General features: G+C 40.2%; 27 protein-coding genes. 22 read left to right on the forward strand and 5 right to left on the reverse strand.

Going from position 1 to position 26,246, the window contains the following annotated elements; translation table 11 throughout:
* Nucleotides 1-10: 10 nt before the first annotated feature.
* From L1999_RS04480 to L1999_RS04495, 4 genes are read left to right on the forward strand one after another with little or no spacing between them, the layout of a single operon-like run.
* Nucleotides 11-670, forward strand: coding sequence for a sensor histidine kinase (locus L1999_RS04480; protein WP_235742479.1), 660 nt, complete (start codon nucleotides 11-13; stop codon nucleotides 668-670).
* 20 nt (nucleotides 671-690) lie between these two features.
* The gene (locus tag L1999_RS04485; RefSeq protein ID WP_275677365.1) at nucleotides 691-1,344 is read left to right on the forward strand and encodes a response regulator; all 654 of its coding nucleotides are present in this window, start codon (nucleotides 691-693) and stop codon (nucleotides 1,342-1,344) included.
* 12 nt (nucleotides 1,345-1,356) lie between these two features.
* On the forward strand, nucleotides 1,357-1,824 hold the full coding sequence (locus L1999_RS04490; protein WP_235742480.1) for a GAF domain-containing protein: 468 nt from the start codon (nucleotides 1,357-1,359) through the stop codon (nucleotides 1,822-1,824).
* A gap of 2 nt (nucleotides 1,825-1,826) precedes the next feature.
* A complete protein-coding gene (locus tag L1999_RS04495; RefSeq protein WP_235742481.1) occupies nucleotides 1,827-2,855 on the forward strand; it encodes a PAS domain-containing sensor histidine kinase in 1,029 nt (342 codons plus the stop codon).
* A 104-nt stretch (nucleotides 2,856-2,959) separates the two neighbouring features.
* Here L1999_RS04495 and L1999_RS04500 read toward each other — a convergent pair whose 3' ends face one another.
* The gene (locus tag L1999_RS04500; protein WP_235742482.1) at nucleotides 2,960-4,618 is read right to left on the reverse strand and encodes a glutamine--tRNA ligase/YqeY domain fusion protein; all 1,659 of its coding nucleotides are present in this window, start codon (nucleotides 4,616-4,618) and stop codon (nucleotides 2,960-2,962) included.
* 229 nt (nucleotides 4,619-4,847) lie between these two features.
* Between L1999_RS04500 and L1999_RS04505 the strand changes: the two genes are divergently transcribed.
* The 4 genes from L1999_RS04505 (at nucleotide 4,848) to L1999_RS04520 (ending at nucleotide 9,745) form a co-directional block, all read left to right on the forward strand.
* Nucleotides 4,848-5,828 (forward strand): Gfo/Idh/MocA family protein, encoded by a 981-nt coding sequence (locus tag L1999_RS04505; protein WP_235744247.1) that lies wholly within the window; start codon nucleotides 4,848-4,850, stop codon nucleotides 5,826-5,828.
* A 130-nt stretch (nucleotides 5,829-5,958) separates the two neighbouring features.
* Nucleotides 5,959-6,975 (forward strand): 4Fe-4S binding protein, encoded by a 1,017-nt coding sequence (locus tag L1999_RS04510; protein ID WP_235742483.1) that lies wholly within the window; start codon nucleotides 5,959-5,961, stop codon nucleotides 6,973-6,975.
* Between the two features lie 185 nt (nucleotides 6,976-7,160).
* On the forward strand, nucleotides 7,161-7,526 hold the full coding sequence (locus L1999_RS04515; protein WP_235742484.1) for an SCP2 sterol-binding domain-containing protein: 366 nt from the start codon (nucleotides 7,161-7,163) through the stop codon (nucleotides 7,524-7,526).
* 254 nt (nucleotides 7,527-7,780) lie between these two features.
* Complete coding sequence (locus tag L1999_RS04520; protein WP_235742485.1) at nucleotides 7,781-9,745, forward strand: WG repeat-containing protein; 1,965 nt, start codon at nucleotides 7,781-7,783, stop codon at nucleotides 9,743-9,745.
* A gap of 65 nt (nucleotides 9,746-9,810) precedes the next feature.
* Here L1999_RS04520 and L1999_RS04525 read toward each other — a convergent pair whose 3' ends face one another.
* Complete coding sequence (locus tag L1999_RS04525) at nucleotides 9,811-10,167, reverse strand: hypothetical protein (protein ID WP_235742486.1); 357 nt, start codon at nucleotides 10,165-10,167, stop codon at nucleotides 9,811-9,813.
* 305 nt (nucleotides 10,168-10,472) lie between these two features.
* Here L1999_RS04525 and L1999_RS04530 point away from each other — a divergent pair, with 305 nt between their 5' ends.
* The 5 genes from L1999_RS04530 to L1999_RS29530 all read left to right on the forward strand — a co-directional run bounded on the left by L1999_RS04530 (nucleotide 10,473) and on the right by L1999_RS29530 (nucleotide 14,704).
* Entirely contained in the window at nucleotides 10,473-11,279 is an 807-nt protein-coding gene (locus L1999_RS04530) for an MBL fold metallo-hydrolase (RefSeq protein WP_235744248.1), read from the forward strand.
* A gap of 127 nt (nucleotides 11,280-11,406) precedes the next feature.
* Entirely contained in the window at nucleotides 11,407-11,706 is a 300-nt protein-coding gene (locus L1999_RS04535) for a DUF5658 family protein (protein ID WP_235742487.1), read from the forward strand.
* Between the two features lie 96 nt (nucleotides 11,707-11,802).
* Complete coding sequence (locus tag L1999_RS04540; RefSeq protein ID WP_235742488.1) at nucleotides 11,803-12,948, forward strand: DEAD/DEAH box helicase; 1,146 nt, start codon at nucleotides 11,803-11,805, stop codon at nucleotides 12,946-12,948.
* Between the two features lie 96 nt (nucleotides 12,949-13,044).
* Nucleotides 13,045-14,514 (forward strand): amidase family protein, encoded by a 1,470-nt coding sequence (locus L1999_RS04545; RefSeq protein WP_235742489.1) that lies wholly within the window; start codon nucleotides 13,045-13,047, stop codon nucleotides 14,512-14,514.
* A gap of 55 nt (nucleotides 14,515-14,569) precedes the next feature.
* On the forward strand, nucleotides 14,570-14,704 hold the full coding sequence (locus L1999_RS29530) for a hypothetical protein (RefSeq protein ID WP_275677366.1): 135 nt from the start codon (nucleotides 14,570-14,572) through the stop codon (nucleotides 14,702-14,704).
* A 68-nt stretch (nucleotides 14,705-14,772) separates the two neighbouring features.
* Here L1999_RS29530 and L1999_RS04550 read toward each other — a convergent pair whose 3' ends face one another.
* The 3 genes from L1999_RS04550 to L1999_RS04560 all read right to left on the reverse strand — a co-directional run bounded on the left by L1999_RS04550 (nucleotide 14,773) and on the right by L1999_RS04560 (nucleotide 17,172).
* Complete coding sequence (locus L1999_RS04550) at nucleotides 14,773-16,305, reverse strand: FAD-dependent oxidoreductase (protein ID WP_235742490.1); 1,533 nt, start codon at nucleotides 16,303-16,305, stop codon at nucleotides 14,773-14,775.
* Nucleotides 16,306-16,558: 253 nt separating this feature from the next.
* Nucleotides 16,559-16,705 (reverse strand): hypothetical protein, encoded by a 147-nt coding sequence (locus tag L1999_RS04555; protein WP_235742491.1) that lies wholly within the window; start codon nucleotides 16,703-16,705, stop codon nucleotides 16,559-16,561.
* 80 nt (nucleotides 16,706-16,785) lie between these two features.
* Complete coding sequence (locus tag L1999_RS04560) at nucleotides 16,786-17,172, reverse strand: DUF1360 domain-containing protein (RefSeq protein ID WP_235742492.1); 387 nt, start codon at nucleotides 17,170-17,172, stop codon at nucleotides 16,786-16,788.
* A 112-nt stretch (nucleotides 17,173-17,284) separates the two neighbouring features.
* Between L1999_RS04560 and safA the strand changes: the two genes are divergently transcribed.
* From safA to L1999_RS04605, 9 genes are all read left to right on the forward strand, one after another.
* Entirely contained in the window at nucleotides 17,285-17,896 is a 612-nt protein-coding gene (gene safA / locus L1999_RS04565; protein WP_215041248.1) for a SafA/ExsA family spore coat assembly protein, read from the forward strand.
* Nucleotides 17,897-18,049: 153 nt separating this feature from the next.
* Nucleotides 18,050-18,397 (forward strand): lmo0954 family membrane protein, encoded by a 348-nt coding sequence (locus L1999_RS04570; RefSeq protein ID WP_235742493.1) that lies wholly within the window; start codon nucleotides 18,050-18,052, stop codon nucleotides 18,395-18,397.
* Nucleotides 18,398-18,480: 83 nt separating this feature from the next.
* The gene (locus L1999_RS04575; protein ID WP_235742494.1) at nucleotides 18,481-19,125 is read left to right on the forward strand and encodes a PspA/IM30 family protein; all 645 of its coding nucleotides are present in this window, start codon (nucleotides 18,481-18,483) and stop codon (nucleotides 19,123-19,125) included.
* Nucleotides 19,126-19,554: 429 nt separating this feature from the next.
* Nucleotides 19,555-20,289, forward strand: coding sequence for a cell wall-active antibiotics response protein LiaF (liaF, locus tag L1999_RS04580; RefSeq protein WP_235742495.1), 735 nt, complete (start codon nucleotides 19,555-19,557; stop codon nucleotides 20,287-20,289).
* On the forward strand, nucleotides 20,286-21,335 hold the full coding sequence (locus L1999_RS04585) for a sensor histidine kinase (protein ID WP_235742496.1): 1,050 nt from the start codon (nucleotides 20,286-20,288) through the stop codon (nucleotides 21,333-21,335). The genes liaF and L1999_RS04585 overlap by 4 nt, the downstream gene beginning before the upstream one ends.
* Nucleotides 21,328-21,960, forward strand: coding sequence for a response regulator (locus tag L1999_RS04590; RefSeq protein WP_215041243.1), 633 nt, complete (start codon nucleotides 21,328-21,330; stop codon nucleotides 21,958-21,960). Before L1999_RS04585 ends, L1999_RS04590 begins: the two co-directional genes overlap by 8 nt.
* Before the next feature lie 329 nt (nucleotides 21,961-22,289).
* Nucleotides 22,290-23,138 (forward strand): iron uptake system protein EfeO, encoded by an 849-nt coding sequence (efeO, locus tag L1999_RS04595; RefSeq protein WP_235742497.1) that lies wholly within the window; start codon nucleotides 22,290-22,292, stop codon nucleotides 23,136-23,138.
* A complete protein-coding gene (efeB, locus tag L1999_RS04600; protein WP_235742498.1) occupies nucleotides 23,139-24,428 on the forward strand; it encodes an iron uptake transporter deferrochelatase/peroxidase subunit in 1,290 nt (429 codons plus the stop codon).
* Nucleotides 24,429-24,447: 19 nt separating this feature from the next.
* Nucleotides 24,448-26,208, forward strand: coding sequence for an FTR1 family iron permease (locus L1999_RS04605; protein WP_235742499.1), 1,761 nt, complete (start codon nucleotides 24,448-24,450; stop codon nucleotides 26,206-26,208).
* Nucleotides 26,209-26,246 lie beyond the last annotated feature (38 nt).

The raw sequence follows: 26,246 nt of genomic DNA on the forward strand, positions 1-26,246 counted from the left end.
GGGGACATGAATGGATGGACTACAGATAAATCAAAAAATTAATTCTTATATAATTGATTCACAGGAAGCGGAAATAAAACGGATTGCTTTAGAGCTGCATGAAGGTGTTGGCCAAAATTTATATAGTATTTTAACAGGATTGCAGTTTGTGGAATCAGGATTATCTGAACAGAATATGAAAAGCTATGTGCATGAAATGTCGGAGCTCATTGAGAAAACAATCCAGGAGATCAGATTGTTATCTGTAGAATTGCATCCTCCAACCTTGACCACCTTTGGATTACTTCCGGCAATGAAAAGCTATCTAAAATTATATACCTCTACGTTTGGTATTTTGGTGGACCTAACAACAGCTGGTGAAGAAGCGATTCTGCCAGAACGCTCCAAAATTGCGGTTTTTCGTGTATGCCAAGAAGCGCTAACCAATATTGCCAAATATGCCGATACATCGAAAGTGAAAATGACCTTCCATTGGTCAGGAGCAGAATTAAAGATTACCATTGACGATTTTGGTAAAGGATTTCAACTTGAAGATCATGACGGTACGCATGCCTCACATTCATTAGGAATTGCCATGATGAAAGAAAGAATGCATCTCACTGGCGGCAAGTGTGAGATATCTTCTAAAATAGGGGAAGGGACATCAATTAAATTGTCATTACCCTTATAGTTGCAAAGGAGAATTTATCATTGATAAAAATTCTGTTAGTAGATGATCATGCAGTAGTCAGAAGCGGTTTAAAGATGTTGTTGAATACCAATCCTGAAATGGAAGTAATTGGAGAAGCCTCAGAAGGAAACGAAGGAATTAAAAAGGCCTTAAAATTAAAACCTGATGTGGTTGTTATGGATTTAAGTATGCCGCATGGAAAAGACGGCTTATCAGCCACAACAGAACTAAAAAAGCTCATGCCTGAGATAAATATTCTAATCTTAACGATGCATGACGACGAGGAGTACCTCTTCCGTGCCATCGAAGGCGGGGCATCTGGCTGTATTTTAAAAAGTGCGCCTCATGCTGAGTTAATGTCTGCGATAGAATCAGTAGCCAGAGGGGATGCCTATCTCCATCCTGCCGCACAGAAACGATTAATGGAAGAATACTTAGCGGGGGCAAAACAAGATAGTAATGATTTGTACCATCTTTTGTCTGATCGTGAACAAGAAGTGCTCACCCTTATCGCCAAAGGGTATTCAAACAAGGAAATTGCAGAGCAGCTCGTCATTAGTGTTAAAACGGTTGAAACCCATAAAGGAAAAGTGATGGAGAAGCTGCAAATGAAAACCCGGCCAGAGCTGGTAGAGTATGCCGTGAAAAAAGGGCTCTTAGGTTATGGGATATAAGGGGAGCGCGGGATGACTGAGATACAAGAAATACAAGCGGTTATTGACGTATGCGACCAATTAAAGAAACAGGTTGGCAGTGATTTTGTCGGCCTTGCCATCCAAAATAGAGTCGGTCCGGACGTAAAGTGGCATTATGCTGTTGGCAATTTAAATGATAAATATAAACGGATTACCGTACGTTTTGGGAAAGGCATAGCTGGAAAAATCATATCCACAGGGACCCCGATGATGATGGAGAATTTTCCCCATCAAGTAACAGGGAAGGTCACGGACTATCCAATTGCTCTTGCTGAAAAGCTGAGCACATGCTATGCCGTTCCGTTATTTTTTAATGGTATACCAAAAGGGGTCCTGCTGGTTGGTAATCGCGAATCTCGTTCGTTTAGCGATCCGGACCAAGAATGGGTAAATGATTCAGGTCAGGCTTTAGAAGCGATTTTAAGGGATTATATTGGATTTAATCAGGGGGATAGCTAGAGATGGATATGCAGAAGACGAGAAACGAACTGATGGATTATAAATTTGCCCTTGATGAATCTTCAATAGTTGCCATTACCGATTCGCGAGGGACGATTACATATGTGAATGATCAGTTTTGTCATATCTCCAAATACACTCGGGATGAGCTCATCGGATATGATCATCGGATTGTCAATTCAGGCTATCATTCCAAAGAATTTTTTAAAGAGATGTGGAGAACAATCGGAGCGGGCAAGGTTTGGAAGGGTGAAATACTAAACAAAGCTAAAGATGGGACTCATTATTGGGTAGATACTACAATTGTTCCGTTTTTAAACCAACAAGGAAGGCCCTATCAATACGTTGCCATTCGGTATGAGATTACCGAAAGAAAGCGTGTGGAACAAGAGCTTCAAAAAATGATGAGCTCCATTATTGATGTTCAGGAAGAAGAACGAAAGCGTCTGTCACGTAATTTACATGATGGAATTGGACAAAATCTCTATAGTCATTTAATTACCATTAATCGCTTAATGTCAGAAGTCGATCATCCACTGTTGCAGCAAATGCAGGAAGAAGCAGCACAATTAATTGAAGAGATTCGGGAAATCTCGTGGGAACTGCGTCCTTCCGTTTTAGATGACCTTGGGTTAGTCCCAGCGATCCGGTCTTTTTTATCTCGTTATTCTGACCATTATAATATCGATGTCTACTTTGATTGTGTGTTAATCCAACGTCTTTCGATTAGTATTGAACTGACCATTTACAGGATTATTCAAGAGGCCTTAACCAATATCCGGAAATATGCGGAAGTTACAGAAGCAGCAGTTACGATAAGGGAAATGGATGATATGGTCCGGGTTATGGTTGAGGATAAGGGGAAAGGGTTTGATGTAGATAAACAGACCCTTGGAGTCGGTTTGTTCAGTATGGATGAACGGGCACGCTCTGTTGGTGGTGAGTTATCGATTGTCGCTTCACTAGGGAAAGGCACGAAAGTGATTTTAGATATACCAATAGCAAACGACAAAGAACCAGGCTTTCAATAAGCCTGGTTCTTTGTCGTATAATAAGGAGTTTATAAGTTGGACTTTGGCATGATCCAGCTTAAGTCCAACTTATAACATTCGCTAAACGGGCCTTTCCGCTGCTGTTATAGCTTAAATGAACTCTTAAGAGAGACGATTCTGTTAAAAACAAGCTTATCAACGGTCGTATCCTTAGGGTCGACGTTGAAATAGCCGTGGCGGAAGAATTGGAATTTATCCTGCGGTCTGCTTTCTCGCATGTTTGGCTCGACAAAGCCTTGCAATACCTCTAATGAATTTGGATTTACATGATCAAGGAACGACGTTTTTACTTCCTCTTCCTTTTCCTCTTTAGTTTCCAAAATAAGCGGCTCATATAGACGGAATTCAGCTGGAACAGCATGCGTAGCTTCTACCCAGTGGATCGTTCCTTTCACCTTTCTGCCGGTAAAGCCGGTTCCACTTTTAGTCTCCGGGTCATAGGTACAGCGAAGTTCGACAACCTCACCATTTGCATCCTTAATAACTTCTTCGCATTTAATGAAATAGGCATGTTTTAAACGAACTTCATTACCAGGGAAGAGGCGGAAATATTTCTTTGGCGGATTCTCCATGAAATCATCTTTTTCAATATAAATTTCGCGAGAAAATGGGATTTTCCGCATCCCCATGTCCGGATTTTCTGGATTGATCTCCGCATCAAGTAATTCTATTTGCCCTTCTGGGTAATTAGTAATCACCACTTTTAATGGGTTAATAATCCCCATTGTCCTTGGAACCTTTAATTTTAGATCTTCCCGGACATAGTGTTCAAGCATTTGTGAATCTACCGCTCCAGAACCTTTGTGAACACCAGTTTCCTTTACGAAGGCACGAATGGACTCTGGCGTAAAGCCTTTTCTTCTCATTCCGGAAATAGTTGGCATACGCGGGTCATCCCAGCCATCGACAAAGCCTTCTTCTACTAATTGTTTAAGCTTCCGCTTACTCATCACGGTATTGGTCACATTCAAACGGCCAAATTCAATTTGCTGCGGTGTGCTTTCCATTTCACATTGTTCAACTACCCAATTGTATAAAGGGCGTTGATCTTCAAATTCAATCGTACAAATTGAGTGGGTTACCCCTTCAATCGCATCCTCAAGCGGATGAGCAAAAGCATACATAGGGTAAATGCACCATTTATCGCCAGTATTATGGTGTGTCACATGAGAAATCCGGTAAATAACAGGGTCACGTAAATTGATATTCGGTGAACTCATATCGATTTTTGCCCGGAGTACCTTTTGACCATTATCGAACTCACCAGCACGCATTTTTTTAAATAGCTCTAGGTTTTCTTCAATGGATCGGTCACGATAAGGACTATTCTTTCCTGGCTCTGTTAAGGTACCACGGTATTCACGGATTTCTTCTGCTGACAAGTCATCCACATACGCAAGGCCTTTTTCAATTAATAATACCGCCCGGTTGTACATTTCCTCGAAATAATCGGAAGCAAAGAATAAGTTATCCCATTCAAATCCAAGCCATTTCACATCTTCTTTAATGGAGTTTACAAACTCGATATCTTCCTTTAACGGATTGGTATCATCAAAACGTAAGTTGGTTAGTCCATTAAATTCATCAGCTAAACCGAAGTTTATAATGATTGATTTAGCGTGTCCGATATGTAAATAGCCGTTTGGCTCTGGTGGGAAACGTGTCACGATTTTTTGGTGTTTACCTGATTCCAAATCTTTTATCATCGTATCTTTTATGAAATTGGATGTTTGATTTTCCACCTTTTCAACCTCTTTTCATCAGTGTCTGCTATGGCCCTCGAGTCTTGGCCCTGCACTTTTCTTCATATCTATTACATATAACATAAAATCTGATATTTTTCCATTGTTCCCAACAATTGATGTTCGAAACAGATAGAATATGGAAAAATACTTGTTTATATTGGTAAGCAGGGCTTAAAAAGGATAAAATGGAAGCTAAAAGTAATCGATAGGAAGAGGTAATAAAATGATTAAGTTTGCAACAGTAGGGACTGGATGGATTACGGAAGCTTTTATTGAAGCAGCAAGACTTAGTGAACAATATGAATTAACTGGAGTGTATTCACGAAACGAGGAAAAAGCGAAACAGTTTGCAAATCAATATAACGCTTCTCACTATTTTACTGATTTAGAAGAAATGGCAAAAAATGAAGATATCGAGGCCGTGTATATTGCATCGCCAAATTCACTTCATTTCGAGCAGGCACTTATTTTTTTGAAAAATAAAAAGCATGTGATCTGTGAAAAACCAATCTTCTCTAATACGGCTGAATTAGAAAAAGCCTACCAAACAGCGGACGAGCATGGTGTCTATTTATTTGAGGCAATCCGAAATATACATACTCCAAATTTTAAAATCCTCAAGGAGAAACTGCATATGGCGGGCGAACTAAGAAGTGCGATTCTTCCATATATGAAATACTCCTCCCGCTATGATCAATTTCTTGAGGGGCAGGAACCTAATATTTTCTCAAGCGTCTACTCCGGCGGGGCATTGGTTGATTTAGGGGTGTATCCTTTGTATTTAGCAGTCTGCCTGTTCGGCGAACCTAAAAAGGTTTCGTATCATCCTGTTGTATTGCGAAGCGGTGTCGACGGCAGTGGAACATTAATATTGGATTATGAGGGATTCGTTTGTACCATTCTTTGTTCTAAAATTGTCGATTCCATTATTCCATGTGAAATCCATGGTGAGAAGGGAACGTTTGTGCTTGAAGATGCCGCCCCGATTTCAGAAATGAAGTTCCATGATACACGTACAAAGGAAAGCGAAATCCTGAGTGTGGACCAGGAAGAACAAAACATGGTTTATGAATGTATGAATATCGCCAATATAATAGAAACAAATAATCATGAAGAATATGAGCAATTAAGGGAATGGAGTAAAATCGTCCTGCGGATTACCGATGAGGCAAGAAAGCAGAATCATATTGTGTTTAAGGCAGACTAATTTATTTTTTGACAAATTTAAGAATGGCAATGTGACATTTTTTCGACATAAAGGAATCAGATGATTTATATCACTTACCTCCAAAAAAGCGTTCATTATAGTTAGGTTAATAATGAATGGAGGAACCTTTATGAAGTCAAAAGCTTGGTATAGGAAGCAATTGAAACGTAAGCCCGTGCAAATCACCAGATATGCCATTCAGGCTGTGTTCTTGTTGTTTTCACTCTATATAGGACTGCAATTTTATCAATTTTATGATCATTTTGTAACAAATGGGAAAACACCTTTCGTGGAGCGTCCAGCTGCTGTCGAGGGATTTTTGCCAATAAGTGCCCTTGTTGCCCTAAAGGTTTGGCTGACAAGCGGGGATTTTGATGTGATTCATCCGGCTGGTCTAGTTTTGCTTTCATTTTTTGTCGGAGCAGGAATTCTTCTTCGTAAATCCTTTTGCAGCTGGATTTGTCCAGTGGGTACAGCCAATGAACTGATTGCCTGGTTCGGCAGAAAGATATTTAAACGAAACTTTGATATGCCAAAATGGCTTGTCTGGCTGTTAACCCCAATTAAGTATGTGCTGTTGTTACTTTTTATCGGTATGGTCCTTCAAATGGATATTTTTAATGCCAAAAGTTTTCTTGTTGATAACTATAATAAAGTTTCAGATGTGAAAATGCTGCTCTTATTCTTAAACATTAGTGGATTTACCTTGAAATTCATTATTGTTCTTTTTATTTTATCTTTATTCTTTCGGAACTTTTGGTGCCGTTTTTTATGCCCATATGGTGCATTCATTGGCCTAGGTTCCATTTTAAGATTGACAAAAATTGAACGGAATATTGATACCTGTACCAACTGTGAGATGTGTACAAAGGTATGCCCGCAGCGATTAAAGGTTCATGAGGTGGAAAAGGTTACCTCTCTTAATTGCTCTGCCTGCATGTCATGTGTGGAGGCATGTCCGATTAAAGATACGTTAAACATGACAGTTGCAAATAAAAAGGTAAATAAATGGTTTGTTCCGGTTACTTTCTTTGTTTTATTCTTCATCGTAATCGGTGCAGCGAAAATGACCGGCCACTGGAATACCATTATTACTTACAGTGAATGGAAGCAATTAATCCCGGAAGCCCGGTATATTGGTCACTAAAAAAGATTCTTTTCGTAAACAGCCATAGAGAAATAGGCAGCCAGAAGTGGCTGTTTATTTTTTATCCTTGCATTGCCCTTATTTTTTGGTGGAAAGTTCAGAAAACTTTCACTGTAAAATATCAATATGTATTAGTATCATGGAGTTATAGAAAAGCCTGATTTTGAGACTATGGGGGAATCTGGATGGCTAAAGCGATTAGAGAGTATTCGTTACCTGAATTAATGGAGCGGATTGAAGAAATTTTTAATGCAAATCCTGAACCAATTAAAGGTTTTAACGGAGTAGTTCAATATGATGTTCACGGTGAAGAGACAGGAACTTACCAGCATTTTTTTAAAGATGGGACATTAATCATTAAAGAAGGGGTTGAAACCACTCCGGATGTCTCCATGGCCTTATCATATGATAATTTTAAGAAATTTTTATTAGGTAAACAAAGTGGCGCCGTTGCTCTATTAACGGGAAAGGTAAAAGCCAAGGGTGATATAGCAAAGGGCATGAAAATAGAAACGATTCTTCGAAGATATAATCTTAAAGAACCTTTTTAATCATCGAAAGAGATAAATCGGCATTTGCCGAATTTGTCTCTTTTTTTTGCGAAAAAAAGAAAAAAATGTAATTACATGAAACGGATGTATACATGTATTATAAAGCATTCTTTGACAGTACAATGTGAAGGACCATTTATAAGAGAACCTTAAATAGTACACTTTCAAAAGTGTGCTATTTATTTTATAAAGAAACATCATCACACACACCGCCTAACTCATTCATATATATAGTAAAAAATGGGTGAGCAACAATGGTGGGATCTAATCGAGAAGTACGTCTTGTGATGCCTTACCTCCCAACAGGAGCAGAAATCGAATATCTAGACAATCAGGCCATTCTTAGTTGGGAAGATTTAGATGGGGATGGAATAAATGAAGTCTTTGGATTTTATCGGTATCATCAACAGTCCTATTTATTTGTTTTAAAGAATCGGTATACAACCCTATCCTATTTTCCGGTTTCGAAATTGGTCAAGGAACGGGCGATCCGAATCCTTAATGAATTTTTTGAAACAAGAGCCGTTTATTTATATCCTGCATCGATAAGCGGAATAGGCGGAAACAAGTGGGGATATATCAATGCGAGAGGCAAATTTATTCTCCCTCCAACCTACGACCATGCTGCAGATTTTCAAGACAATGGTTTAGCGGTCGTCGGACTTATAGATAAATCAGGCATTATCGACGAAAAAGGATATTTTATTGTGAAGCCCGAATATGATACGATTCAGCCGTTTTCGGAAGGACGTTCGGTAGTTAATGACCGTCAAGGTTTCAAGGTTATTGACGAAAGTGGTAAAGAGGTTACTGAAAAAGCATACTCTTTTATCCATCCCGAATATAAGGAAGGCCGCGTAGAAGCTGTGGAAATAGATGAGGACGGAAATGATCTATATGGATATTTAAATAAACAGGGGAAAGTGGTAATTCCCCTAACCTATGAATCGGCCAGTGAATTTACAGAGGGCAGAGCCGTTGTAAAAACAAAGGGAGAACAGTACCAATTAATTGACCTTACTGGAAACGTATTGCATACCTATCCCTATGCATGGGTGGGTAATTATGGTCAAGGCCTTCTTTCGTTTAAGAAAAATACCGATGGATTATATGGCTATATCGATGTTGAGGGTAACATGGTTATTGAGCCAAACTATACAACTGCAGGACGATTTATAGACGGGCGTGCCATTGTCAGTCTGGAAAGTAATCGGAAGGAGCTCTATGGATTAATTGATCAAAACGGACAATTTGTCATGAAAGCACATTACAATCAAATTTTATCTATTGGAGAGAAACGTTTTGCCATTGGGAAGGAGATCGATTCGAAACAAGCTTGTAGGCGATCTATTTTCGCCTTGGCTGACCATGCAGGACATGTTTTGACTGGATTTATTTTTCATGAAATGGGGAACTATCAGGACGGACTAGCGTCTGTCTCGGATGATCAGCATACTTATTTTATAGATAAGAAAGGAAATCGAATGGATCACTTGCCCTACGTAAGTGGAAACGGGAGACTTAGCATTGAAAAGACCCTTATAAAAGGTGAGATTGATCAGCGCCTCATTTACTTTAATCAAAAAAATGAGTTGGTTTGGAAACAAGCATCTATCTACCCATTAACTAACCAATACGCTGTTGTGGAGCATAAATATAAGCCTAATTTTGATTATCTCGTTTATTATCCCGAGATAAAGGGAGTGGAAAATGCAGTCCAAGTAAACGATGCTTTAAAGGCAATGGCAGGGGTAAAACAAGTTCCTGTTACACCATTGGATTCCCATTACACAGGCGATTTTACGATAAGTTTTTTTAAGAAAAATTTACTCGTGATTGAGATAACTGGTTATGATTATCCATTTTGTGCGGCTCACGGAATGCCGCTAAAAAAATATGCCCATATAAACCTTAAAACGGGTAGTTTGTACCATTTAGCAGATCTTTTTAAACCAGGAAGCCCTTATGTAAAGGTGATTAGTGATTTAATTGAGGATCAAATCAAAAGTAATGACGAATACTCATACCTCTTTCCAGATCAATACCATGGGATTCAAGAAGATCAGCCGTTTTATATAAGTGAAGCAGGATTAAATATCTACTTTCTGCCTTATGAAATTGCTCCTTATGCGGCTGGCTTCCCAACTTTTTCAATACCGTTTTATGAACTGAAAGAATGGATTGATGATAATGGTGAATTTTGGCTGGCCTTTCATTAAGAATAGAACTAAACAAAAAAGCGTATACCTTGTGGTTAAACGCTTTTTTGTTTCATGAAGATCTTCTAAACATACTTCCTCCTAAAACCAAACCAGTAGCCGCCAAGGACGATGATGAGGAAAAGACACACAGCTGCAGGAACAACGTAGTCTTTAAAGGAAGGCTGAATACTCTGGTTTTTTTTCATAAGCAAAACCGCATTTTCTGTCTGATTTTTAGTGCCTTTTGTATCTGTTGCCTGTATATTTGGGTTTTTATTTGAGCTGGTCACCACAGTTAATGTTGAATTATTATGAAATGAATCTGCCGGTATAGAATCAGATGGAGGAGTAGATTTTTCTAAATGTGTATAGGCAAAACTAGTTGTTCCAAATAAAAAGAACAATAACGATGCGCAAAGTGCAATTCTGCTAAACATCATATTCAACTCCGATATATTGTTTTCCTGATGTTCATTTTATCATCAATTGCACTGTTTAAATCCAATTAGCGACAATGTTCACAAACCTTTCAATTTTCATATCTTTGAAGATAAGTAAGATTTCTTAATAAAAGCATGAAGGTATAATTATTCTTTATTAGAAACAAAAATGTTTGTTATAATGTAAATGCCGGTTGCATTTAGAATCTAACATAAAATTACTTACTGAGTTACATAATATTCAAAAAGGGGGTGTTTGCTTGGATCAGACTCAGGATAGTAAATTTGAGGATTCATTTCTTCCAATGTCTTCGATTGGCAGTGGGATTGGCGTTGCTGTTTTGCCGGATATATATTGCTACACGGACCAAATTGTTAATCTAGTTTTGATAGGAAACCCAGGAGAGACAACTGAATTTGTTCTGATTGACACTGGGATGCCAAAGTCGGCTGGGCAAATTAAGGATATGATTCAGGAGAGGTTTGGCGAAAATGCCACTCCGAAAGCAATCGTCCTAACACATGGACATTTTGATCATGTTGGGTCTATTGCCGATCTTTTAGAGGATTGGAAAATACCTGTATATGCACATGAAAAAGAGCTTCCTTATTTAACGGGAAAAGAGAATTATCCACCTGGAGATCCAAATGTGGACAGCGGGCTTGTTGCTAAGATGTCAACGATGTTCCCCAACCATGGGATTGATATTAGTGCGCAGGTTCAGCCGCTTCCAAGTGATGGGACGGTTCCATGTATGCAAGAGGGTTGGAAATGGATTCATACACCTGGACATACACCAGGCCATATCTCATTATTCCGTGAACAAGATAGAACCCTAATTGCCGGAGATGCCTTTGTGACTGTTAAACAGGAATCTCTTTATAAAGTGATTACACAAACACAGGAAATCAGCGGTCCGCCGCGTTATTTTACGACTGATTGGGATACGGCCTATCAGTCAGTGCAGAAATTGGCGGCTTTGAAACCACAAGTTGCTGTAACGGGGCATGGAATTCCGATGAACGGGGAAGCGCTATCCAAGAACCTCAAGTATTTAGTGGAACATTTTAATGAAGTGGCTAAACCTGCAAGCGGGAAATACGTTAATTAAGGGGATTACATGGGTTGCTTTAACCAGCAGCCTTTTATTTCGGTTGTTGTGTTCTTAATAAAGAATGTATTGCTGGATCAATATTTAGAAAGAATGGTGTTGAAACAGGGAATTTTAAGGAGGAAATATGAAACCTTGTATCTTTTTATTTGCTGCAGGTTTATTAGATGCAATCTTGACAAATGTTGGAATCTCATTGGGGTTTATTGAAGAGGGAAACCCGATGATGAGAGAAATTATTGATGAGGGCTGGTCCTATTTTTACTTAATTAAAATATTACTGCCGCTGGTGCTGATTGTTTTATTTTATCTCAAACCCTTTCAAGGAATCATTCGGACGCTGCTTATTTCAACTTGTGTCCTTTATTTATCTGTCTTGGCCTACCATATGGTCTGGGTGATCCTCTACCTCAATACTCCGGCCTAATCCAAACTAGACACCTCATGAATTATAAGATAGTATCAATACGATATCGATTAACAAATAATAAACGTAAAATGATATAGATAGAAGGAGTACAAAATGTTAAACACCTTACAACCCTTTTTACAGGAAGCATGGCAAAAGTCAGGATTTCAAGCACCAACCTCCATTCAGGAGTCAGCGGTTCCGCTCATCCTTGAAGGAAAAGATGTAATTGCGGAGTCACCCACAGGGACGGGGAAGACATTGGCTTATTTACTTCCATTGTTACATAAAATCGACATGAAGGCCTCTTCCTTACAGGCAGTAGTTTTAGCCTCTTCTCAGGAGCTTGTCATGCAGGTTTATCAAGAATTTCAAAAGTGGTCAGAGGGAAGCGGGATAAGAGGTACTTCCATTATTGGCGGTGCCAATCCAAAACGTCAGCTGGAAAAATTAAAGAAGCGCCCGCAGATTATTTTTGCTACGCCAGGAAGGTTACTGGAGTTAATCAAGCAAAAAAAGGTAAAAATGCACGAAGTTAAGATGGTGGTCCTTGATGAGGGTGACCAGCTGCTCATTCCGGAGCATTTGCAGACGGTACAGCAGATTGTCAAAGCGACTATGGGTGACCGGCAAGTCGTATTATTTTCGGCCACAATGAAACAAGTGACAGAAAAGTTAGCTAAAGAATTGACCAATGAACCTGAAGTATTGCGGATTGAAAAAGATGAAATGGCTTCTTCGGGTGAAGTAGAACATATCTATCTTTTGTGTGAGCAAAGGGATAAAATTAAACTCCTTGAAAAAATAGCCCGCCTAGAGAAAAGTAAATCGTTAGCCTTTATTAATGATATTGGTGAGATTCAAGTAGTTAAAGAAAAATTGTTATTTAAAGAGTTATCAATTGGTATCCTTCATAGTGACATGAAAAAGCTTGAGCGCCAGGCAGCATTAAAGGATTTCCGTGATGGAAAAATGAAAATGCTGATTGCTACCGATATTGCGGCACGAGGTCTGGACATTCAAGGCGTCAGCCATGTCGTACAAATTGATTTTCCTAAGGATATTACTCAGTATGTCCACAGAGCTGGAAGAACGGGAAGAATGGGGGCAAACGGTACGGTTATATCGCTTGTAACAGAGCGTGAAGAACGCGAGCTGAAACGTTTTTGCCGGGAATTACAAATTCCGCTTCATAAAAGAGTTTTTTATCAAGGGAAAATCGTTGCGGAAGAACAAAGACAGCAAAAGCTTAAACGGTAAGAGAAAAGCAGTGGTGTATTCCACTGCTTATTTTTATGAAAAAAGGATTCTTTATGGGTTCACTTGAATTATTTATGTGATATGAGGAGGGAAACGATGCAAAAACCAAAATTGAAAAAACTAGTTGATGAGTGGCTTGAGGAGGCCTCAATCCGTGCGATGCAAGAAAAATTAACAGCTGGTGAGCTTACCTCTAAAGAGCTTGTCTTGCTGTATTTAAAGAGAATCTCTATTTTTGATAAAACGATTCATTCTATCCTAGAAATAAATCCAGATGCTTTACATATTGCTGAAGCTCTTGATGCGGAACGGAAGAAGTCTGGACCACGCAGCCAACTGCACGGTATACCGATTTTAATCAAGGATAATATCGATACACATGACAAAATGCATACAAGTGCGGGTTCATTAGCCTTAAAAGATTCGATTGCATTGGAGGATTCGGCCGTAGCGGAACAATTACGTCAGGCAGGGGCAGTTATTTTAGGGAAAACCAATATGACAGAATGGGCTAACTTTATGGCTTACGGTATGAAAAGCGGTTATAGCTCAAGAGGCGGGCAGGTCTTAAATCCGTATGGACCTGAAAAATTTGACGTTGGTGGTTCAAGTTCCGGATCGGGAGCAGCCATCGCCGCTAATTTTGCTGCTGCGGCAGTCGGGACGGAAACATCCGGTTCGATTTTAAACCCAGCCTGCCAGAATTCTTTAGTGGGGATTAAACCAACGGTTGGTTTGATCAGCAGAAGAGGGATTATCCCAATAGCACATACTCAAGATACGGCAGGACCAATGGCGAGGACGGTTGAAGATGCTGCTATTTTATTGACATCTTTATGTGGAATGGATGACTGCGACCCCATCACGAAAACAAACCCATTAATAGGGACAGACTTTACGAAGTTTTTGCGAAAGGATGGTCTTAAAGGGAAAAGAGTCGGTATCGCAACAGAAGGTTTTATCGAGCTTCTAGATAAAAATAAGGCGGACGTCGTTAGAAAAGCATTGGATGTATTAAGAAAATCAGAGGCTGAGGTAGTTGAGAATATTTCCATTCCTTCAGTCAAAGCCGAGTGGAAGTATGATGTGTTAACCTATGAATTTAAGCCGGATCTAAATGCGTATTTAAGTAAGCTTCATCCGTCGATTCCAATTAGAACGCTTGCTGATTTAATTGCTTTTAATAATCAAAATGACGAGCAAACGCTTAAGTATGGGCAAGAGGTACTCGTTGAATCAGAAGCAACAAGCGGGTCACTAACCGAACAAGCTTACATTGACGCATTAGAGTTTGATCTTTATCATTCCACCGAGCAAGGGATCGATTATGCCCTTAAAAATAATCACTTAGATGTGCTAATCATTCCAAGTGACGAAGGGTCGCATATTAGTGCGAAGGCGGGATATCCAACCATAACAGTACCAATTGGTTACACTCAAGAAGGAGAACCTGTGGGTATTTCGTTTGCTGGAACGGCTTTTAGTGAACCGGTATTAATTGAAATTGCTTATGCTTTTGAACAAATTACCGGCCATCGAAAACCACCAGTTTTAGGTAAGGAATAGGGGCAATCTGAATCAACCATACTATAAATGATTTTCTTACAAAGGAGATGGTTGTGTGGGAAGACAGAAACTTGGTAACGCCAATGCCCAGCGTAATAATAATCGTAAAAAGGGTATGAAGGATAGTGCAGAGTTAGTGGAATTTACAACCGGAGAAGAATTAAAACGGAACCGTCCGAATAGCAAATAAATAAGAAAAAACGCCTCCTCCGGACGGAAGGAGGCGTTTTTGGATGTTGAGTGATGACGCTAATGAATTTATTCTCCTTGAAGCAGTTCTAACGGCTTTTTAGTTGGACCCTCAATCACATCGCCAGCGTACGAATAGCGGGAGCCGTGACATGGGCAGTCCCAAGACTTTTCGGCACGATTCCATTCACATTCACAGCCAAGATGGGTACAAGTGGTGTCAACAATATAGAGTTTTCCCTGGTCATCCTTATAGGCACCCGCTCTTTTTCCACGGTACGTAACAACCGAACCTTCACCTGTCTGTAAATCTTCCGGCACCTTTTCAACAACTTCAAGCTTACCCTTAAGTAAGTGTTTGGCCACATCAACATTCGTTGAAATTACTTCCTTTAAAGCGGGATCGGCGTGAAAGCGTGATGGACTATATAACGCTGCATATCGACTCGTACCGCTGATAATATAATCTTTTAAAATATGCCCAGCCAGAATCCCCGTGGTCATTCCCCATTTTTTATAACCGGTGGCTATTAAAACATTTTTTCGGTCCTCCGTATAAGGGCCGATGTAAGGCATTTTATCCAAGGTCACATTATCTTGAGCAGACCAGCGGTATTGGTATTCCTTTATGCCAAAAACTTCTTCGGTAAAGGCCTGCAGCTCGTCAAAGTGCTTTAACGTATCAACGCCCTGACCCGTTTTGTGGTTTTCACCGCCAATAATTAACAAATTCTCTCCATTATCCAGAGGGGTATACCGAATCGAACGGGTGGGGCTGTCAGCGCTGATGTACATGCCGCCAGGGTATTCTTGCTTCGTTTTGACCCCGATAGCGTATGAACGATCAGCATACATCCTTGCAAAATAAAGTCCTGGCTTATCATAAAAAGGAAAATGCGAAGCAATAATTACCTGTTTAGCTGTCACTTTTTGGCCATTCTTTGTGATCACCTTGGGCTCTGTAAAATCGTCCTCTATATTATCAGCAACGGTATTTTCATAAACAGAACAGCCTGCTTGCACTGCTTCATCCAAAAGGGCCTTTAAAAATTTTAAGGGATGATACTGAGCCTGATTACTCATCATAAGTGCCATTTTAACAGGAATATTAAATGGAATTGAATCTTTTAAGGCTCCAGCAATATCAAGATCCTTGTAAGCCTCCCATTCGGTTTTAAGCTTGTCCGCATACTCCTCCGTTGTGGCATATACATAAGCATCCTGCTTACTAAAGTCGCATTGAATGCCTTTCTCGTTCACGGTATAATCCACAAATTGAACCGCCATCATCATTGATTCATAATATAATCTAGCCTTTTCTTTTCCAAAATGATTCATAAACTCATCATAAATAAGGCCGTGCTGAGCCGTTAATTTGGCTGTTGTGTGCCCAGTCGTTCCGTTTAAAATGCCCCCTGCTTCAAGAAGGGCTACCTTTTTTCCTTCCTTTGTCAGCAGGTAGGCCGCCGTAATACCTGTAATCCCAGCACCCACAATGGCTACATCCACATTAATATCCTGATCTAAAGACTTAAATGCAGGCAGTTCAATTTCACGCCAATATGTCCGAGGAAACTTTTGGGTGTTTTCAGATGAACTCATATGTATTCCTCCACTTCAAAGTAATCACATGTTTAATTTTTCCTAAAAAGAAAAAATCATGTGAAAAAGGATTTTATTTTATTTATTGGCTGTGATAAAGGTTATTGTTGATTTTTTAGCATGTTGATTGGAGCGGAAAGCGAAGCCGCCTGGAGCGGAAATCAACATTCAAGATTAACACAGCCTATTTATATCTAAAAAAGAAGACTCGCCTATTAGGCGAGCCCACAGTTCGTTAATTTAATGAGAGAAGCTACATAGATTCTTGATCAGAATTAATTTTATCAATCCGGTTGGGGTCGTCTGTATCCAGCCCTTGCCGTAAGAAATAAATAAAAATTCCACCTGCAATGCCAAGACAAAGGACAAAAGCGATGGTCGTAATCCACCAAATTGCCATTGGAAATCCCCCTTTAGATATGCCTAGCGTAGAAGCTTATCTAAATATATGCGCAGGGGCTCGTAATTTTTCCACTTGTCTTATGTTTTGTTTCTGTCCTTTTTATGAAGCTCGGAGTAGTAATCGACCTTTTTTATGTTCACTCCGACAAAGGTTTCGATAATCGATTGGCCGCCTGCTATGGAGAGAATTAAAATAATGACATAGGTGACCTTAGGGAATAGCAAGTAGGCGCCGCCTAACAAAAAAGCGCTCCATACGCCGGCACACCAATAACATTTTAATAAGTAACCAAACAGTGAGGTAGGAACTTCCTTTGTTGTGGTTCCCTCGCTCGTTTCTACCTTGACCTTTTTTACAAATGGTCTGCGGATAAATTCGGTGATTTTATCAAAAACAATCAAATGGGTTAATCGGTAACTTGCTAAAATTAGCATAATATAAGTCATCCCAGAAATGTCTGCCACTTTTTTAGTCCTCCAAAGACGTTTTGTTATTGTGATTCTTTCAGAAATATTTTTTCGCCGCCTGTATATTTTGAGCCTGAAATCAAAATTATATATCGAGGAGGCGAATAAAATGAAAAAATCTTTTTGGTTTAGTTTTCTGTTCTTACTATCCCTTTTCTGCATTCCAAGTGTTTCGTTTGCCCAACAAATCTATACGGTTCAGTCAGGTGACTCACTTTGGAAGATTGCTGTCAGGTATCAAGTTGGAATTAGTGAGATTATTTCAGCAAACCCGCAATTTAAGAATCCTAACTTGATTTATCCTGGTCAAAAGGTAAACATTCCTGATTTAGGTGGAGTAAAATCAATTGAAAACCAAGTGATTCAACTTACAAATCAGGAGCGTGCAAAGAATGGGTTACCTGCCATGACGGCCGATTGGGAACTGTCACGGGTTGCACGCTACAAAGCGATGGACATGAGAGACAAAAATTATTTTAGTCATACAAGCCCAACGTATGGAAGTCCTTTTACGATGATGAAGAATTTTGGTATTACATATCGCTCTGCAGCGGAAAATATTGCTGCCGGACAAACGACACCACAATCGGTCGTACAGTCATGGATGAATAGCTCAGGTCACCGTGCCAATATTCTTAGCTCCAACACTAGAATTGGGGTTGGTTACGCTAAGGGCGGTTCCTATGGTTATTACTGGGTTCAGATGTTTATATCCAAATAATCTAAAGAAAAGGTCAGTTTCTTAAAGCTTATGCTTAAGAGGCTGACCTTTTCTACGTCTTAAGACCGATACAAAAATCAAGCTTAGGCGCAATTTTAGGAGCAGTGAAAAATAGGTAAGATGAAAGTAAGAAAAGAAAGGAGTGAAACAAAGATGAAAAAATTTGGTTTACTTTTAGCCGGAGGGATTGCCGCAGTCATCCTTTTGTCAACGATCGGTCCAATGGTAGGATTACTTGTAAGTGTGGTTCTTCTGTATTTTATCTTTAAGCAATTCTTAAAGACAAAATCGATTGGGGGCCGAATCGGGCTTGGAATAATTGGCTTTATCGTCCTGATGGCATCCCTTCACAACGCCCCAGCGATTATTGGTGTAGCAGCGGCTTACGTTTTATATCTTGTTTATAAAAAGTGGAATAAAGGGAAGGTCAACAAAATTCACGCAGCTGATGATCCATTTATTAATTTTGAAAAACAGTGGAACGAATTGAAGAATTACTAAAAATTTTAAATTAAGCGAAGCCGCCTGGAGCGGAAATCAACATTCAAGATAACACAGCCTAAATTAAAAGGAGAGAATGAACAATGACAAACTTATTTACAAGGATTAAAAATACGATTACTGCAGATCTACATGAGGCGCTCGACCAGAAGGAAAATAAAAACCCAATTGCGATGCTGAACCAATATCTTCGCGAATGTGAGCAGGAAACAGAAAAGGTAAGAAAACTGTTAGAGCGTCAATATACTTTAAAGGATGAATTTACGAGGGAATACCATCAGGCGGAGGAGTTAGCCAATAAAAGAAAGCACCAAGCAGACATTGCTTCAAAAGCGGGGGAAACAGAACTAGCCCACTTTGCCTCGTCAGAATATCAGCAATATCAAGACAGGTCAAACCGCATTAAGGCATCACTTGACCAAGTCACTGGACAGCTCGGGGATTTAGAAAGAAAATATGAAGAAATGAAGCATAAATTAAAAGACATGCATTTGCGCCGGATGGAATTAATGGGCCGTGAGAATGTAACCCGGGCAAACCTAAGAATGAACCAAGTGCTTGATGCCCATACTTATTCCGATCAATCTTACTCAAAATTTAAGGAAATTGAAAACTATCTCGACCGACTCGAACATCAAGTTAACAGCTCTTATTACCGCAATACGATCGATACGAGGATTGCCCAAATAGAAAAAGAAATGAAATTAGAAGAAAGCAAGTCCATTTAATCAAAAAAATGGTATTCTATAAAAGAAAGCGGAAGCGCCTTGTTCAGCCCCGACAAGCACAAGACGAGCCGGCCGAAAGGTTGCTTTTTAACCTTTTGGGCGGATTGTCCTAATGGTGGAGGCGACTGCTCTGGGACGAAGGCATAAGACGGCCCATGCAAGAAGGCGTTTTTGGCCTTCTTCAGGGGATGGCTTATGACTTGAGTCCCAAGGAGCCGAAACTGAATAAGCTTGTGACCTCGAGGGGCTAGGCGCTGGAGCTGGACTAAGAAAAGCGGAAGCGCCCGTTTAGCAAAGTACGCTGAAGCTGGACAATATTCAAAGCAAAGCGGAAGCATTTTCTAGAGAGAGAAGTGCTGGTCGGTAAAAGGCGTAGTGAAACTGCGCCTTTTACCTGTAAAAATCCTGCATAAAAAGGGAGGGTAGCCAATGTTTAAAAATACAAAAAGTGATTATCTTAGCTGGCTGGTTATCATCGGGATTGTCATTCTGCTCTTAGAGATTCTATTTTTTAACAGAGGGCTGATATTCTCTCTTTTTATTGCAGGCGGAATGATGTATTTAGGCCGCAGAAAAGCTGGTAAAAAGCTAGGGAAAGTTCTCTTTATTATGGGGATCATTTTCTTTATTTTAAGCATCATCAATATGATGACGTTTAAGTTTTTATTATTAGCCATACTATTGCACTTTTTCATTCAATTTATAAATTCAAAGAAGCATGCTAGAAAAATAGTACCTGATATCGGTCCTGCAGAACCAGCACAATCCGAAGAGACGTTGATTAGTTCGGAACCATTGTTCAGTAATATTCTCGTTGGACAGCAAAAAACGCCTCAAGGTGTTTACGAGTGGGATGATGTGAACATTCAAACAGGGATTGGCGATACCGTTATTGACCTTAGTTATACGATGCTTCCAAAGGGAGAAGCCGTTATTTTTATCCGCAATATCATTGGAAATATCCATATCCTTGTTCCATACGAAATGGAAGTAAGTATTCACCATTCTGGTGTCGTGGGTTCGGCTAGAGTATTTGGCAATGGCAGAGATAAAATATTCAATCAAGTTTTTCGCCTAAAAACTTCTGGCTATGAAACTGCTGAGACTAAGGTGAAAATCGTTACCTCGCTTGTGGTCGGGAATCTAGAGGTGAGCCGGATATGAGTTCAACCCAGCGGCAAATGATCTGGCATATATCGTTTTGCTTTCTTATCGCGTTAGTCATTGGAGCGGTTTTAATTTATGTATTTCCATTGGGAAACTGGTCGGAGTTATGGTCGAGACAATTCATGAATATACCGATTGTCATTTTTGTTCCTGTCTTTAGTATTGCAATCGGAATATTTTTAGGCGGGTTTTCAGGCCTTTTTTGGCGTAAACAATTACTAGCAGTTGAACATTCATTGCATCAGCTGGAAGAAGGAAGACAAATCGAAGTGCCAGAGAAGCCCGCTGTTTCAGAAATCCAAGCCATTGCTAAAAGAATTGAGAACGTTGGAAGGCAAATGTCTGAGCAGGCAAAATTGTCACAGCGGCTAGCTACTGAAAAGGTAGAGGGTCAAGAAGAAAGAATTCAGCAAATCATTGAACAGGAGCGGAATCGTCTTGCCCGAGAATTACATGATTCCGTCAGCCAGCAATTATTTGCCGCCTCGATGATGATGTCCGCCATCAACGAAACAAAAGACCAATCTGAAGATGACCGGGAAGCGAAGCAATTAAAGCTCGTTGAGGAAATGATTCATCAATCACAATTAGAGATGCGGGCACTTTTATTACATTTACGCCCGGCTGCGTTAAAGAATAAATCGCTTCAAGAAGGAATTGAGGAGCTGTTAATCGAACTATCTCAAAAGGTGACAATGGATATTAAATGGAAGGTCGAGAATTTCCCCTTAGATAAAGGAGTAGAAGATCATCTGTTTCGAATCCTGCAGGAGTCTGTTTCCAATACCCTTAGGCACTCAAAAGCCAGTAAATTTGAGGTTTTATTAGTAAAACGGGATGACCTTGTTATTCTTAGGATTGTAGATGATGGAATCGGCTTCGAAGTGAATGAAATGAAAGCTGGATCCTATGGCATGCAGAATATGCACGAACGGGCAGTCGAAATAGGCGGCACACTGAAAGTGGTTAGTGTTAAAAATAAAGGAACAAGGCTGGAAGTGAAGGTTCCGGTGATTATTAATGGAGATGGTGTGAATGATTAGAGTAGTGTTTGTCGACGACCATGAGATGGTAAGAATCGGAGTTTCTTCTTACCTTTCAGCTCAGCCGGACATTGAAGTGGTAGGTGAAGCTGATAATGGCAAAAAAGGGGTAGAACTCGCATTGTCCCTTCGCCCTGATATTATTTTAATGGACCTTGTTATGAAGGAAATGGATGGAATTGAAGCAACCCGGCAAATCATTGAACAATGGCCGGAGGCTAAGGTTATTATCGTGACAAGCTTTTTGGATGATGAAAAGGTTTATCCTGCGCTTGAAGCCGGGGCGACCAGTTATATGCTGAAGACCTCTAAGGCCAGCGAAATTGCAAACGCTGTCCGTGCTACCTATCATGGACAATCGGTCCTTGAGCCTGAAGTGACTGGAAAAATGATGGTCAAAATGCGTCAAAAAACTACTCATCTTCCACATGAAGAACTAACGACCCGGGAACTGGAAATCCTCCTGTTAATGGCTGAGGGGAAAACGAATCAGGATATTGCAGATGAATTATATATTGCCCTGAAAACAGTAAAAACACATGTCAGCAATATCTTAAGCAAACTAAATGTCCAGGATCGTACCCAAGCGGTTATCTATGCTTTTAAGCATTCCTTAATTAAATAAACGATCAAACCTCCTAACAGTTGATGGGAGGTTTTTTAATTTTTGGCTGTGTTAATCTTGAATGTTGATTTCCGCTCCAGGCGGCTTCGCTTTCCGCGGGCGTGCCGGGGAGCCTCCTCGGCGCTAAAGCGCCTGTGGGGTCTCCCCAGCCCCGTACTCCCGCAGGAGTCTTCGCCGCCTTCCGCTCCAATCAACGTGCTAAAAATCAACTACATCCTTTAACACAGCCTAATTTTTAAAAAAATGATTGAAAATAGTTCTCATTTACTGTTATTATAATAATAATGAAAATCATTCTCACTACTATTCTATTTGGAGGAAATTCATATATGAAAATACATACATTATCTGGACTTGTTTTATTATCTAGCAGTCTATTATTTGGCTGTTCCAATTCGGACCAAACCTCGAGCACAGAAAAAGCAAAGAAAACCCAAAACACATCAATGGAATCGTTAAAAGGTGTATCGGCTGAATATCGGCAATATGCCATTTCCGAGATTGAAGAATTTGTTAAGGCCACAGACGCTTTTACTGCAGCTGTTAAAAACGGCGAAATTGATAAAGCAAAGGAGCTATATGGACCAGCTCGGATGCACTATGAGCGTGCTGAACCAATCGCTGAAAGTTTTGGTGACCTCGATCCTAAAATTGATGCACGAGAAGGAGATGTTCCCGCTGCCGAATGGGGCGGATATCACCGGATTGAAAAAGGATTATGGATGGAAAACACAACAAAAGGTTATGAACAAATGGCTGATCAGTTATTGAAAGATGTAAACCTGTTACGTGCTAAAGCAGATACAGTAGAAGTGACGCCCGATTTATTAATTACCGGAGCTGTTGACCTTCTAAATGAAGTTTCCACTTCAAAAGTAACCGGCGAAGAAGACCGCTATTCCCATACAGATCTTTACGACTTTGCGGCAAACGTTGAAGGAGCGGAGAAAATCTATCAGCTGCTTAAACCAGCACTAGAGAAAAAGGACAAGGAAGTTTCAACAGAGATACAGGCTCGTTTTGATGATGTTTATCGTCTATTAAACCAGCATAAAAAAGGTGATGGCTACAAGCTTTATACAGAATTGACAGAAGCACAAGTAAAAGAACTTAGCCAGGCCATTGATGCACTAGCAGAACCATTATCACAAATAGGTATCATTACGGAGGCGTCTTAATTGACTAACAATCCAGCCAACTTAGAGGGATTAGCAGAAAAAAAGGTATCAAGACGGGATATTTTGAAAACTGCCGGCATTGGCGGGGTCGGAGTCATACTAGGAGCTTCCGGTCTCGGCAGTGTCCTTGCACTAAAGGAAAGTAAGGCATCAGGCCCTGAGCCAAGTCAGGATATTGTTCCTTTTTATGGCGATTACCAGAGCGGTATTACGACAAAACCACAAAATCATGTTTATTTTGTTTCCTTAGATGTCACGGCGTCTAAGCGAGAAGACTTGTCCAAACTATTTAAAGAATGGACCAAGGCATCTGCTCTGATGACAAAGGGGAAGTCAGTCGGCAAGCTTTCTAGCAATGAATTTTTACCTCCAGATGATACTGGGGAGGCGGCAGGACTATCGCCATCCAATTTGACGATTACATTTGGGGTCGGACCTAGTCTTTTTGTAAAAGACAATCAAGACCGCTTTGGGTTAAAACACAAGCAGCCGAAGGAACTGGTTGATCTTCCCGCCTTCCCGCTTGATGCCTTAGAAGAGGAATGGACCGGTGGTGATCTTTGTATCCAAGCTTGCGCAGATGATTTGCAGGTAGCCTTTCATGCGGTCAGAAATCTGATTCGAATCGCCAGAGGGAAAGCCACATTGCGCTGGGCGCAAACTGGTTTCCAGCGGACGAAGCAGGCAGATCCTAAAAAGGAAACACCGAGAAACCTATTCGGTTTCAAAGATGGTACAGTGAACCCTGATGTTGACAGTAAAAAACAAGTGAATGAACATATCTGGGTTCAACAGGGCGACGGACCGGATTGGCTTGTTAATGGCAGTTACCTTGTAGTCCGGCGGATTCAAATGTTTATTGAGGTATGGGACCGAACCAATCTAAGGGAGCAAGAAAACACTTTTGGCCGCTACCGGGACAGTGGTGCACCGTTAGGGCAAAAGAATGAGTTTGATAAACCTGATTTCACGCATAAGAAAGAAACTGGTCAGGACGTGATTCCTGCCAATTCTCATGTTCGCTTATCTCATGGAGATGGCTCGCAGCAGATTCTCCGTCGGGCCTATTCCTATGCAGATGGGATGGATTTGAAAACGGGCAGCTTTGATGCAGGTCTTTTGTTTCTATGCTTCCAGCGGACACCAAGTAAACAATTTATCCCCATTCAGAACAGGTTAGCTAAAATGGATAAATTAAACGAATATACCGTCCACCGTGGAAGTGCCATTTTTGCTTGTTTACCAGGTACTAAAGAGGGCGGTTTTATCGGAGAGACACTATTTAACTAGTGGTTGAGGAGAGAAGATTATGCAGTGTTTAAATTGGAAGCCTTTATTAGTAATGATTATGTTAATAAGTTTTTTTCAAATGAGCCTTCCCGTAAAGGCAGCAGAAAATAGTGATGAACTTTTTGTCTTAATTGGTGATAGTTTAATGAAGGCCAAGGATGGCGAGCAGACTGTTGTAGCCAAAAACATGGAGCAGTTTGCAAGCGAGTGGCAGTCCATTAAAAAAGCTGGCAGCGAACGAGCCCAAGCTGTTGACCAAGAGTTAAAAGAAGTTCAAAGTTTACTAGCTAAGAACAGCGTTGATCAAGAGGCACTCTCGAAAGGTCTCTCGGCCCTTTCAAGTGCAGTCGTTCAATATGAAGAGGAACAAAATCCCAAAGATAAAGAAAAAGGCAAAGAGCAGGTAAAGCAGTTGCTTCCGCTTATTTCTGTTATGGAGGGCTCGGTAGAAAAAGGGGATACCGCTTCATTAAAGCTTCAATACCAAAAATTAATGAATGGGTGGACAGCTTCAGAGAAGGCTGTTCACGATGAGAGTATTGCTGCATATGGAAACATTGAAAAATACACAGCTCTCATAAGAATTGCGATTACACAGGAACCAGCCGATTTAGATAAGGCCGGGCAAAACTTAGATCAACTTAAAGTAGAAGTAGAAAATTTTCTTGCTGGTAAGGTATCGAAACAGCTAAAAGGAGATTACTCCTTGAATGACTTAGCTGCATTGTTAAGTGATTCTGAAAAAGCAATTTCTCAAAGGGACTACAAAGGGGCCAGTGAACATTTAAATAAAATTTTGACCATCTGGCCAATGGTAGAAGGCGATGTTCAAACGAGGGACAGCAGTTTGTACAGCGATATCGAAACGAAGGTACCAACTGCCATCAGTCTCTTAGATTCTGAACAAGTAAATGCCGATAAAGCTACCAATATTGTTAAGGACCTAGAAGATCGGCTTGCACCGTTATTAAGTAAAACAAGTTATTCATTTTGGGATGCAGCCCTTATTTTATTGCGTGAAGGATTAGAAGGATTATTAGTTGTCGCAACCCTAATTGCCTTTTTAAAAAAGATGGGGCAATCCACCCAGCAAAAGTGGATTTGGACTGGAGTGGTTGCCGGAATCTTGGCCAGTGCCGTCCTAGCCGTCATTATTAATATTGTCTTTTCAAAATTTGTGGCAGCTTCAAGCCGGGAGTATATTGAAGGGATTACCGGTATCGTTGCTGTCATCATGATGCTGACGGTCGGGGCTTGGCTTCATAATAAGTCAAGTATTGGAAATTGGAATAACTACATTAATCAGCAAATGCAGCAGGCAATTGCCAAAGGAAGTCTCCTTTCCTTTGCCTTTATTAGTTTTCTTTCGGTCTTTCGTGAAGGTGCAGAGACAATTATCTTCTATACAGGCATTACTCCTTATATAGGTTTAGCGGAGCTTGTATTAGGGATTTGTCTGGCGCTTGTGGTGTTAGTCATCGCTGGCTTTGCCATTATTCATTACAGTGTAAGAATTCCCATTCGCTTATTCTTTCGAACCGCAACCATCTTAATTTACTTCTTAGCGTTCAAAATTTTAGGGATCAGTATACATGCACTGCAGATTTCAAATGTGCTATCAACCACTACAGTGGAACGCTTGCCATTTATTGACTGGCTGGGGCTTTATCCAACATATGAAACCACTTTACCCCAATTACTATTACTGTGCATTATCTTCTTCACTACTTATTTGGTGAAAAAAAGTGATGGGAAACAAGTAATCTCAACCAATGTTTAAAAGGGCTGACTTGATCAGTCCTTTTTCTTTTAAAAAAA

This window comes from Neobacillus drentensis (genome assembly GCF_021560175.1).
In the GTDB taxonomy this organism is placed as follows: Bacteria; Bacillota; Bacilli; order Bacillales; family Cytobacillaceae; genus Neobacillus; species Neobacillus drentensis_A.

Bases quoted from the DNA above. Each gene is read 5' to 3' on its own strand.
- L1999_RS04570 (WP_235742493.1), top strand. From the start codon at position 18,050: ATGAAAAAATTTGGTTTACTTTTAGCCGGAGGGATTGCCGCAGTCATC.
- L1999_RS04490 (WP_235742480.1), top strand. From the start codon at position 1,357: ATGACTGAGATACAAGAAATACAAGCGGTTATTGACGTATGCGACCAA.
- L1999_RS04525 (WP_235742486.1), bottom strand. From the start codon at position 10,167: ATGATGTTTAGCAGAATTGCACTTTGCGCATCGTTATTGTTCTTTTTA.
- L1999_RS04520 (WP_235742485.1), top strand. From the start codon at position 7,781: ATGGTGGGATCTAATCGAGAAGTACGTCTTGTGATGCCTTACCTCCCA.
- L1999_RS04495 (WP_235742481.1), top strand. From the start codon at position 1,827: ATGGATATGCAGAAGACGAGAAACGAACTGATGGATTATAAATTTGCC.
- L1999_RS04535 (WP_235742487.1), top strand. From the start codon at position 11,407: ATGAAACCTTGTATCTTTTTATTTGCTGCAGGTTTATTAGATGCAATC.
- L1999_RS04550 (WP_235742490.1), bottom strand. From the start codon at position 16,305: ATGAGTTCATCTGAAAACACCCAAAAGTTTCCTCGGACATATTGGCGT.
- L1999_RS04545 (WP_235742489.1), top strand. From the start codon at position 13,045: ATGCAAAAACCAAAATTGAAAAAACTAGTTGATGAGTGGCTTGAGGAG.
- L1999_RS04585 (WP_235742496.1), top strand. From the start codon at position 20,286: ATGAGTTCAACCCAGCGGCAAATGATCTGGCATATATCGTTTTGCTTT.
- L1999_RS04540 (WP_235742488.1), top strand. From the start codon at position 11,803: ATGTTAAACACCTTACAACCCTTTTTACAGGAAGCATGGCAAAAGTCA.
- liaF (WP_235742495.1), top strand. From the start codon at position 19,555: ATGTTTAAAAATACAAAAAGTGATTATCTTAGCTGGCTGGTTATCATC.
- safA (WP_215041248.1), top strand. From the start codon at position 17,285: ATGAAAAAATCTTTTTGGTTTAGTTTTCTGTTCTTACTATCCCTTTTC.
- L1999_RS04530 (WP_235744248.1), top strand. From the start codon at position 10,473: ATGTCTTCGATTGGCAGTGGGATTGGCGTTGCTGTTTTGCCGGATATA.
- L1999_RS04555 (WP_235742491.1), bottom strand. From the start codon at position 16,705: ATGGCAATTTGGTGGATTACGACCATCGCTTTTGTCCTTTGTCTTGGC.
- L1999_RS04480 (WP_235742479.1), top strand. From the start codon at position 11: ATGGATGGACTACAGATAAATCAAAAAATTAATTCTTATATAATTGAT.
- L1999_RS04590 (WP_215041243.1), top strand. From the start codon at position 21,328: ATGATTAGAGTAGTGTTTGTCGACGACCATGAGATGGTAAGAATCGGA.
- L1999_RS04515 (WP_235742484.1), top strand. From the start codon at position 7,161: ATGGCTAAAGCGATTAGAGAGTATTCGTTACCTGAATTAATGGAGCGG.
- efeO (WP_235742497.1), top strand. From the start codon at position 22,290: ATGAAAATACATACATTATCTGGACTTGTTTTATTATCTAGCAGTCTA.
- L1999_RS04575 (WP_235742494.1), top strand. From the start codon at position 18,481: ATGACAAACTTATTTACAAGGATTAAAAATACGATTACTGCAGATCTA.
- L1999_RS04510 (WP_235742483.1), top strand. From the start codon at position 5,959: ATGAAGTCAAAAGCTTGGTATAGGAAGCAATTGAAACGTAAGCCCGTG.
- L1999_RS04605 (WP_235742499.1), top strand. From the start codon at position 24,448: ATGCAGTGTTTAAATTGGAAGCCTTTATTAGTAATGATTATGTTAATA.